Raw genomic sequence first — 6,802 nt, 5'->3', positions numbered from 1 at the left:
CCGAACAGGGCTCAGTGACAGTCCGCCAGCCGGCGGATCCCTGGATGACGGCATAAAATATTAGAAAAAATAAAAAGCGGGAGTAGCTCAGTGGTAGAGCATCAGCTTCCCAAGCTGAGGGTCGCGGGTTCGATCCCCGTTTCCCGCTCTGAGAATTAAAGACTTGCAAGAAATAATTTTTGCAGGTCTTTTTTATTTACACTAAAATTTGCACCCGTGAAAAGAAAAAGAAAAAAGAGGCAGAACAATATGGACGCTTTTTGAAGATGATTGATGATTTACAAACCCAATACACAAAACCAATCATATTAAGAGTTCTATCCCTTTTGTTTTAAGGCAGGAACAATAATGGAGTCACTTATTTTTTTAGCTGATTGTCTGCTTATACCCTGTCTGGTGACAATAAAATTGGATTTGGATGCGGAATATGATGGTTTTTGGATGGAAGATTTTTTACAGGTTTCAACTGATTTTTCCTGTAGTTGGAATTTCAGTTCGATGAGTACTTTAATGGAAGCGATGAGCCATTTTTCTATCATGCCTCAATAAATTTTCACTACGATGATAAAATATGGGTTGGGGTAGCGCACCAATAAAAAAAAACATTTGCTTTACATGCCCGGTGGAAATTTAAAAATGGTATTGGTATTGGATATTCTTACGTATTTGGAAATAAAACGGATAGTGCAATTATAAATTTCCCAGTGAACACGGTTTACCTTTAAGCTACGATTTGGTGAAATTGTAGTAATTCCTTCACCCGTTCAAAAGGGTAATTTAACCTGTGGCAATAAGAAGAATACAGATGCAGTATATCGTTTCCGCTGTAATTTCATACACTCTTCCGGTGTTTTAAAATTCAATTCTGCCAAAATTGAATTATATGTTTTACAGCATTAATTCTAAAATGCAAAGCTTTGCAGGCATTTGAATTTATGTAAGGTGTTGTTTCATTGGCGGAGATTATTCATATTTGTTTTAAAAATTCATAAAAATGGAAAATTTGTATTGCCTGATTATGGCAGGGGGCTCGGGAACAAGGTTCTGGCCCCGGAGCAGAACGGCAAAACCCAAACAATACCTCGATATGTTTGGCGGTAGTTCGCTGCTCGAGTCAACCATAAAACGGTTTTCAACATTTACCGAAACCGATAATATTTACATTGTTTCCAATAAAAACCAGGCCGCTGAACTGGAAAAACAAACGCCTGAGCTCCCCCGCGAAAACCTGATTTATGAGCCGGTAGGTAAAAATACCTTGCCCTGTATTGGCTTGGCAGCTTTGTTTGCCGAGAAAGAAAATCCGGAGGGAATTATGGTGGTCTCGCCTTCCGATCATCTGGTGAACGACAACGAATTGTTTCGCGACACGGTGCTGGCTGCATCAAAAATTGCCAGTGAAAAGGATGGAATTGTTACCATCGGCATCAGGCCAACATTTCCGGCAACAGGCTACGGATATGTAAAAACAGCCGAAGACATTACGGGGCCTGAAAAAATCAGGCAGTTTAAAGTTGACCGTTTTGTGGAAAAACCGGAGCTTGAAAAAGCTAAAACCTACCTGAAAGATGGCGGATATTTCTGGAACAGTGGATTGTTTGTCTTCAAAGTATCGGTTTTTTTGGAAGCCGTCAGGGAGTTTGCGCCCGGTTTGTACAGCGATTTACGGAAAATTCAGGCAGCCATTGGCAGTCCTTCTTACCCGCAAACGCTGGATGAAATTTACAGGGCAGTTGAAAGCATTTCGGTTGATTATGGCATAATGGAACACGCCCGGAATATTTACATGGTGGAAGGAAATTTCGACTGGAATGATTTGGGAAGCTGGGAATCGGTTTACCAGGAGGAAGAGAAGGATGAAAACGGGAATGCATCAAATGGCGAATCAATTTTTCTGGATGCCAAAAATTCGTATGTTTTTACCGATGAAGGCCTGGTTGTACTGTTGGGGCTCGACGATGTAATTGTTGTGCGCGACGGAAATGCAACTCTGGTTTGCAAAAAAGAAAACGCCCAGGATGTGAAAATGATAGTTGATCAGCTCAAAGCAGAAAATAAAAACCATTTTCTTTAAAATTTTCACAAGGAAAATGGAAGAACCGGTTACCACAGGTTGCCGGTTAAAAAACTATTCTACATTTTAGGATAATTAAAATATTGGATTAAAACTGATAAAATGAAGCAATCGAACAAACCAGTCGTTTCAAAAAAAGTAGTACTGCCTTTTATATTGATTACCAGTTTATTTGCCCTGTGGGGATTTGCCAACGACCTCACCAATCCAATGGTAGCTGCTTTCCAAACCATTATGGAAACTTCGAATGCCAGAGCTGCGCTGGTGCAGTTTGCATTTTACGGCGGGTATGCCACGATGGCTATTCCGGCGGCGCTTTTTGTGAAACGCTACAGCTATAAAAAAGGAATATTGGTTGGGCTGGCCCTTTATGCTGTTGGGGCGCTGCTGTTCTTCCCGGCAGCACAATACGAAATTTTCGAATTCTTCCTGGTTTCCTACTACATTTTAACCTTTGGCCTGGCATTTCTGGAAACGACAGCCAATCCGTACATTCTGGCTATGGGAGATCCCGAAACAGCAACCCGCCGGCTGAACCTTGCCCAGTCATTTAACCCGCTGGGTTCGTTGTTGGGCATGTTTGTGGCATCTAAATTTATTTTATCCCACCTCGAATCTGACCGGAGAGATGCTGCGGGCGATTTGATTTTCCCCACGCTTTCGGAAGCCCAGCAAGCCGCAATCCGCACCAACGACCTGGGGGTAATCCGCGATCCGTACATTATTTTAGGTTTTTTTGTAATTTTAATGTTTATCATAATTTTGTTTTCGAAAATGCCCAAGCGTGAAGATGCTGACCATACCATCAAAGCGATTGATTCATTCAAACGACTTGTCAAAAATGTAAGGTACCGCGAAGGTGTTATTGCCCAGGTTTTTTATGTAGGCGCGCAAATTATGTGCTGGACGTTTATCATTCATTATGCTGATAACCTGGGAATTCCAAAAGACACAGCCCAGAATTACAACATTGTGGCCATGGTTCTTTTCCTGTCGAGCCGCTTCATTAGTACAGCGCTGATGAAATATTTCAATTCGCGCAGGTTGCTCATGATTTTTGCAATTGGCGGGATGATAACAACAACCGGTGTCATTCTCATTCAGGGGATGGCAGGTTTGTACTTGCTTGTTGCCACTTCTGCCTTCATGTCGCTGATGTTTCCCACTATTTACGGCATTGCCCTCGATGGATTGGGCGACGATTCCACGCTCGGTGCTGCGGGTCTGGTAATGGCCATTGTTGGCGGAGCTTTGATGCCTCCGCTACAAGGTGCCATTATTGATTTGGGCAGGGTGGGGGGACTGCCCGCTGTGAATTTTTCTTTTATCCTGCCGTTTATTAGCTTTGTAGTAATAGCAGTTTATGGTTACCGAACGTTGAAAGTTCACCCAAAAATGGAATTTAATAAATAAAATTATGAGTTATATTACAGTTAAAAAAGCGGATAATTTAAAGGATTTAGAAGAGTTGAAAGGGCGGCTGGAGGCAATTGGAGTTAAATGCCGGATAAGAAATGAAATGCCCAATCAGGTGACTAATGCTGTTCCAGCGCCACTCGCCGAACTGCAGGTTGCCGAATCTGATATGAGAAAGGTCAAAGATATTTTACCCTGATTAAAAATGAATTACATAACAGTAAAAGAATCGCATTATTAAAATGATTTGATTGTGCTGAAAAGCCGGATCGAGTCGGAAGGAATTGAATGCCACCTGAAAAATGAGCTCACCACTCAAATTTTAATTAACCTGTTTGTTAAACCTCCCGGGTAAATGCATCCCGAATCATTTCCAGGCTTTTGGGCACGGCTGTCATCGGGTCTTCCTCTCCTTCAAATTCAACCGAAACATATCCCCGGTAATTCACTTTTCTGAAAATTTCGGCTACCCGCGGGTAATCGATGTCGAGTGTGTACCATTTGCCTCCGCCAAAATAGGTTTTTGCCTGAATAAGAAATGTTTTCGGAGCCATCATTTCCAGTTGTTCGTACTGGAGTTCCAGGAAATTTCCGGTGTCGGAAGTGATTTGCAGCCACGGTGAATCGATGGCATTTACGATGCGCAACACCCCCTCGGCTGTCCGGCCCAGTCCCCAGTGATTTTCGAGGCCCAGCACCACACCGCATTTTTCGGCAGTGGGAATGCATTGTTCAATGGCATCAATCACCCATTTAAACCCTTCATCTTCGGTGTGGCCTTTCAAAACCGGCTCAATTCCTTTGTTGGCCATCAATTCATCGAAATTGCCGCTTTTTTTTGATTTTGTGCCTGAACGCCTGATCCTGCAATTCCTGCACCAGCCAGTACCAATGCCGAGTTGCGTATAAAGTTTCTTCTGTTGCTCTTCATTTTTATAAAATTAATAGGACTGCATTTGCTTGTCAACCTCTTTTTTGATGCATTTAAGCAGTTTAACGTCAATTTGTTCTGAATATACACGAATCATGTCGGTAACATGGTTGTCGATTAAAAATCCGCCCATGGCACCGTCAAAAATTTTGCAATTTCCATTGTTCCAAACATCGTGCATCAACTTGTCAAAACTTTCATAGTCCAGTCGTTTTTCCACGGTGATATACCCTTCGTTTGGGAGTTCTTTGTCAAAATAGATTCCATCCTCTTTTTCATCGAGGGTGAAACATTTATTGACGGTCACCATTGCTTCCGGTTCCATGCTGATTTTCCGGGCGAATTTCATTCCCAGTTTCAGGAAACATTCCTGGAGCATTTTCAGGTGTTCGTAGTCGGGAAAATTGCGGATACGAATGGCCGGATAACGGTGTGTTTTAAACTGGATTTGGGCACTGGCAGTGTTTACCCTGTTGCGTTCACAAATATCAATATTTTGGGTGAAGCGAAGCGCTTCTTCCAGCGTGTAAAATCGATCGGTAAAAAGGAAGAGGGAATTGGGCTGAAGTGTTTCCGGAACACGCCCGTAATAATTGGCATATGGTAAATTGGCTTCTGCCACATAGGTATGTTCAAGTGTGTCGTTTTTCAGCCTTGCCAACGACTCTTTTTTGGTTATGGAGCCACAGACTTTTAATGTTTTTTCTGATTTCATCTTTCAATAATTTTACGATTTTCAGTTTATTACTGATACTTTATAAATCCATTGAAAGTTACGGGAAAAGTATTCTTTTGAATATGTTTTATAAAAGCATTTGTTTTATTTCCATATTTTTCGTTCGTCGAGGGCACGCCTGTACCTGGCTGCATTGCGGTTGTGTTCCGAGAGGGTAACGGCAAAGTTGTGGTATCCTGAAAAATCCTCACGGGCGCTCATGTACATATAGTTGTGGTCTTCGTAATTGAGTACGGCTTCCAGCGATGCAATTTCCGGAAAATTGATGGGGCCGGGGGGAAGCCCGGCATGCTTGTAGGTATTGTATGGCGAATCAATTTCGAGGTGTTTGTTAAGAATTCTCCGCAGTGAAAAATCGCCAACCGCAAATTTCACGGTGGGATCGGCCTGCAGAGGAATTCCTCTTTTCAAACGGTTAATATACAAACCTGCTACCCGTTCAAATTCCTCTGCCTTCGCGGTTTCCGCCTGCACAATGGAAGCCAGTATGGAAACCTCCACCGGTGAGAACCCAATTTCATCTGCTTTTTTCCTTCTGCGGGAGTCCCAGAAACGTTCGAACTCCTGTTTCATGCGTTGTGCAAAATCGGTGGCCGAAGTAGTCCAGTAGAATTCGTAAGTGTTGGGAATAAACATGGCTTTGAATGTTTCAGGTGTGAATCCCCATTGTTCAATTTTCAGGGTGTCGTTAAACAGGTTTAAAATTGAAACGGAATCGGCCTGGATATAGCGGCTCACTTTTCCGGCCAAATCTTCCTTGAAACGAACATTATTGAAGGTCAGTTCCAGCGGTTCCTGGATTCCGCCGCGTAATTTATTAACTATCTGATTGGTATTTTCACCATTTTTGAAAAGATAGCGACCCGGTTTGATGGCATCGTTGTATTTTTTCTTTTTCGAAACCCACCTGAAGGCTTTGTAGTTTTCCAGAATGTCGTGGGTTTGCAGGGTATCGATAACAGCATCGAACGAAGCATTTTCGGGAATAATTACCGCTCGTTCGTTTTTTACATTCTCCTCAAACACATACCTGTACAACTGGTAACCGATGCCGGCAACTATTAAAAAAGCTATTGAAAAGAAGATAATTATAAATTTCCCGATTTTGGGAAACAGCATTATTTTATTTTTTTTATCCAAAGTCATACTTTATTTGGTTTTGCAAAATATGCCCCAAAGATAAATTAAATCAATATTGTTCTTAATAGAACGGCTCTGAAAAATTGTTTGTGCTTGTGGAATAAATAAAGTTTATTGAATTATGCATTTAACTACGGAAGTATAGAAAGGAGAAGTGTCTTTCGGTTGAGGGTATCAAAAAACATCCGGATTATTTATCCCCGTTGATGTATAACGGGGCAGGCACAGGATACCCCCGAAATTTCGGGGTTGCGCCAGCGGGGCAAGGGAACCGTTCTGTGGGGAAAAGAACGGGTCCTTTGGTTGACCCCTGGTGCCGCATTCCGATATCGTTACCTCATTCCCGGTTTTCGGATTTTTTACCCCGACCCCATGGGGGGGGGAGAAGCCCCCTAACTCCCCTGTGAGCCCCCTCTAACTCCCCCGTAGGGGAGGATTGGAAGCTTTGATGTTTTGGGGTGAATGTTTGTTGCTTTGTTTGTTTTACGCAAACAAAAAGCCGCGT

Annotated in this window: 8 protein-coding genes and 1 tRNA gene; 5 read left to right on the top strand and 4 right to left on the bottom strand. The window is 42.5% G+C overall.

Features of this window, described 5'->3' with window-relative positions; translation table 11 throughout:
• Positions 1–76: 76 nt before the first annotated feature.
• From ACTCNA_RS17110 to ACTCNA_RS17090, 5 genes are all read left to right on the top strand, one after another.
• Positions 77–148, top strand: a tRNA-Gly gene (locus ACTCNA_RS17110).
• Positions 149–994: 846 nt separating this feature from the next.
• On the top strand, positions 995–2,074 hold the full coding sequence (locus ACTCNA_RS17105; RefSeq protein WP_462949157.1) for a mannose-1-phosphate guanylyltransferase: 1,080 nt from the start codon (positions 995–997) through the stop codon (positions 2,072–2,074).
• Between the two features lie 102 nt (positions 2,075–2,176).
• Complete coding sequence (fucP, locus tag ACTCNA_RS17100) at positions 2,177–3,487, top strand: L-fucose:H+ symporter permease (protein ID WP_462949156.1); 1,311 nt, start codon at positions 2,177–2,179, stop codon at positions 3,485–3,487.
• A 4-nt stretch (positions 3,488–3,491) separates the two neighbouring features.
• The gene (locus ACTCNA_RS17095; RefSeq protein WP_462949155.1) at positions 3,492–3,689 is read left to right on the top strand and encodes a hypothetical protein; all 198 of its coding nucleotides are present in this window, start codon (positions 3,492–3,494) and stop codon (positions 3,687–3,689) included.
• A gap of 54 nt (positions 3,690–3,743) precedes the next feature.
• Positions 3,744–3,845, top strand: a complete 102-nt coding sequence (locus ACTCNA_RS17090) for a putative signal transducing protein (RefSeq protein ID WP_462949154.1) — start codon at positions 3,744–3,746, stop codon at positions 3,843–3,845.
• Here the strand turns inward: ACTCNA_RS17090 and ACTCNA_RS17085 are convergent.
• From ACTCNA_RS17085 to mltG, 4 genes are all read right to left on the bottom strand, one after another.
• A complete protein-coding gene (locus ACTCNA_RS17085; protein ID WP_462949153.1) occupies positions 3,829–4,302 on the bottom strand; it encodes a sugar phosphate isomerase/epimerase family protein in 474 nt (157 codons plus the stop codon). The genes ACTCNA_RS17090 and ACTCNA_RS17085 overlap by 17 nt on opposite strands.
• On the bottom strand, positions 4,302–4,421 hold the full coding sequence (locus ACTCNA_RS17080) for a twin-arginine translocation signal domain-containing protein (protein WP_462949152.1): 120 nt from the start codon (positions 4,419–4,421) through the stop codon (positions 4,302–4,304). Before ACTCNA_RS17080 ends, ACTCNA_RS17085 begins: the two co-directional genes overlap by 1 nt.
• Before the next feature lie 10 nt (positions 4,422–4,431).
• Positions 4,432–5,136 (bottom strand): hypothetical protein, encoded by a 705-nt coding sequence (locus tag ACTCNA_RS17075; RefSeq protein ID WP_462949151.1) that lies wholly within the window; start codon positions 5,134–5,136, stop codon positions 4,432–4,434.
• Between the two features lie 105 nt (positions 5,137–5,241).
• Positions 5,242–6,276, bottom strand: a complete 1,035-nt coding sequence (gene mltG, locus ACTCNA_RS17070) for an endolytic transglycosylase MltG (protein WP_462949150.1) — start codon at positions 6,274–6,276, stop codon at positions 5,242–5,244.
• Positions 6,277–6,802 lie beyond the last annotated feature (526 nt).

It is taken from the genome of Tangfeifania sp. (genome assembly GCF_055108615.1).
The sequence above is the reverse complement of the archived record's forward strand: the minus strand, read 5'-3'. Positions and strand labels throughout refer to the sequence as shown.

What these genes read in the sequence shown, in the direction of transcription:
- ACTCNA_RS17105 (WP_462949157.1), top strand. Translation starts at nt 995, where the DNA reads ATGGAAAATTTGTATTGCCTGATTATGGCAGGGGGCTCGGGAACAAGG.
- fucP (WP_462949156.1), top strand. Translation starts at nt 2,177, where the DNA reads ATGAAGCAATCGAACAAACCAGTCGTTTCAAAAAAAGTAGTACTGCCT.
- ACTCNA_RS17095 (WP_462949155.1), top strand. Translation starts at nt 3,492, where the DNA reads ATGAGTTATATTACAGTTAAAAAAGCGGATAATTTAAAGGATTTAGAA.
- ACTCNA_RS17085 (WP_462949153.1), bottom strand. Translation starts at nt 4,302, where the DNA reads ATGGCCAACAAAGGAATTGAGCCGGTTTTGAAAGGCCACACCGAAGAT.
- ACTCNA_RS17080 (WP_462949152.1), bottom strand. Translation starts at nt 4,421, where the DNA reads ATGAAGAGCAACAGAAGAAACTTTATACGCAACTCGGCATTGGTACTG.
- ACTCNA_RS17075 (WP_462949151.1), bottom strand. Translation starts at nt 5,136, where the DNA reads ATGAAATCAGAAAAAACATTAAAAGTCTGTGGCTCCATAACCAAAAAA.
- mltG (WP_462949150.1), bottom strand. Translation starts at nt 6,276, where the DNA reads ATGCTGTTTCCCAAAATCGGGAAATTTATAATTATCTTCTTTTCAATA.